Source organism: Mycobacterium sp., from assembly GCF_049673265.1.
Taxonomy (GTDB): domain Bacteria; phylum Actinomycetota; class Actinomycetes; order Mycobacteriales; family Mycobacteriaceae; genus Mycobacterium.
The window spans coordinates 1-2307 of sequence record NZ_JBATXN010000110.1 but is presented as its reverse complement, the minus strand read 5'-3'; the positions used below and the strand labels follow the sequence as shown (position 1 = coordinate 2307).

General features: G+C 62.2%; 3 protein-coding genes. All 3 read right to left on the bottom strand.

Translation table 11 applies throughout. The features are described 5' to 3' along the window. Positions 1–178, bottom strand: a 178-nt coding sequence (locus tag WBF82_RS03650; RefSeq protein ID WP_424381735.1) for a CoA transferase, incomplete at its 3' end; no start/stop codon positions are given. Continuing rightward, the gene (locus tag WBF82_RS03645) at positions 178–939 is read right to left on the bottom strand and encodes an SDR family NAD(P)-dependent oxidoreductase (RefSeq protein ID WP_424381733.1); all 762 of its coding nucleotides are present in this window, start codon (positions 937–939) and stop codon (positions 178–180) included. The genes WBF82_RS03645 and WBF82_RS03650, both read right to left, overlap by 1 nt. Continuing rightward, the gene (locus WBF82_RS03640; RefSeq protein ID WP_424381734.1) at positions 939–2105 is read right to left on the bottom strand and encodes an acyl-CoA dehydrogenase family protein; all 1167 of its coding nucleotides are present in this window, start codon (positions 2103–2105) and stop codon (positions 939–941) included. Before WBF82_RS03640 ends, WBF82_RS03645 begins: the two co-directional genes overlap by 1 nt. Positions 2106–2307 lie beyond the last annotated feature (202 nt).

Genomic DNA, 2307 nt, shown 5'->3' with positions numbered 1-2307 from the left:
CGGCAAGCCCGTTGACGACATCGTCGTAGTGCCGGGCGAAATCTCCCCCGTTGGGGTTCTCCACTTTGATGACGCGTGCGCCGAAGTCGGCCAGGACCCGTGTGCACATCGGCGCGGAGACCGCCTGTTCCAGGGCCACCACGGTGATTCCCGCCAGCGGCCCCCCGCCTGCCGACATCACATCACCATTCCGCCGTCCACCGGCAACACCTGACCGGTGATATAGGAGGCGGCGTCGGAGGCGAGGAAGACGAATGCACCGGCAACCTCTTCGGGTTCGGCCCAGCGCTTCAGCGGAATTCGATTCATCATGTTGGCCGCAAATTTCTCGTTGGTGCGAATGGTTTCGGTCATCGGTGTGGCGGCCAGTGGCGCGAGCGCATTAACCAGGATGTTCTTGGTGGCGAGTTCGCGCGCAACCGATTTTGTGAAGCCGATGATGCCCGCTTTGGCCGCGGAGTAGTTGACTTGACCGAGGGTGCCGGTCAGTCCGGCCGCGGACGTCACGTTGATGACGCGTCCGGTGCCGTCGGTGGGGACGTGTGGAATCGCGGCCTGGGTGCAGTTGAACGCACCCATTACGTGGATGTCGAACAACAATCGGAACGACTCCTGGGTGGTCTTCTCGAACATCGCCGGCCGTGTCACACCCGCGTTGTTCACCAGAATGTGGAGTTGGCCATCGGCAAGGGCCGCCGCTTGCGCGGTTGCAGCGTCGGCAGACTCGCGGTCCGACACATCCAGCGCAGCCGATTCGGCCCGTCTTCCCGACGATGAGATCCGTTCTGCTACAGCGGCTGCCGCGTCTTTGTCGAGGTCGGTGACAAGCACCGCCGCACCCGCGTCAGCCAACGCCTCGGCGACCGCAGAGCCGATGCCGCCAGCCGCGCCAGTGACCAGTGCCGCTCGGCCGGTCAGGTCGAACAGGCGGTTAGTCATCAGTAGCTCCTCGGCAGTTTGAGCACGTGCGAGCCAAGGAAGTTCAGGATCATTTCCTGGCTGACCGGCGCAATTTTCATCAGTCGGGCCTCCCGGAAGTACCGTGACACGTGGTACTCCTCGGAATAGCCCATGCCGCCATGGGTTTGCAACGCCCGGTCAGCGGCAGTGAAACCGGCATCGGCGCATAGGTATTTCGCGGTGTTAGCCTCACGCCCACAAGGCTTTCCGTTGTCGTAGAGCCAGGTGGCTTTGCGCAGTATCAGCTCGGCGGCGTCGAGCCGGGCAAGCGAATCGGCCAGCGGGAACTGGATACCTTGGTTCATCCCGATTGGCCGGTCGAAAACGACTCGTTCGTTGGCGTATTTCACCGCCTTTTCCAGGGCGACGCGGCCAATTCCCAGCGCCTCGGCGGCGATCAACATTCGTTCCGGGTTGAGGCCGTCGAGAATGTACTGAAAGCCCTTGCCTTCCTCGCCAACTCGGTCTTCGACCGGGATGCGCAGATCGTCGATGAACAATTCGTTGGAGCTGACGGCGTTGCGGCCCATCTTGCGGATCGGCCGCACGTCCACCCGGCTACGGTCCAGATCGGTGAGGAACAGCGTCAGCCCATCGGTCTTCTTCGTGACCTCGTCGTAGGGCTGAGTTCGAGTGAGCAGGAGGATTTTCTGCGACTCGAGTGCCTTGGAAATCCATACTTTTCGGCCGTTGACGACATAGTGGTCACCGTCGCGCTTGGCGAACGTCGTGATGCGTGAGGTGTCGAGTCCCGCGCCGGGTTCGGTGACTCCGAAGCACACGTGCAGCTCGCCCGTCGCCACCTTCGGTAGTGTGCGCGCCTTCAATTCGTCGGACCCGTGTTTGACCACCGGCTGCATGCCGAAGATCGACAGGTGGATCGCGCTGGCGGCGTTCATCGCCCCGCCTGCTTTCGCGACTTCTTCGGCGAGCAGCGTGGCTTCGGTGATGCCGAGGCCGTGGCCCCCGTACTCCTCCGGGAACGTCATGCCCAGCCAGCCGCCGCCGGCGATCGCCTGATAGAACTCGTGCGGAAACTCGTGCGCCTGGTCCTTTTCCATCCAGTAGTGGTCATCGAACTTCGATGCCAATTCCGCAACCGACTTACGGATCAGCTCTTGGTCATCGGTCAGCTCAAAGTTCATCCCACCGCCGGGCACTGTTGAATCTCCTTTGATCTAGCGCGAGCAGACACAAAAGCCCCCAACACGCCGACAAATTAGGCGCTTTTGCGTCTGCTCGGCGCCGGTACGGGTTTAGTCCTTGTTGCCGGTCAGCTCTTTCGCGTTGGCGGCGAAATCGGCGAAGGACGAGCCCGCCCTAGTGTCTTTGTGGTGGCTCGACGCC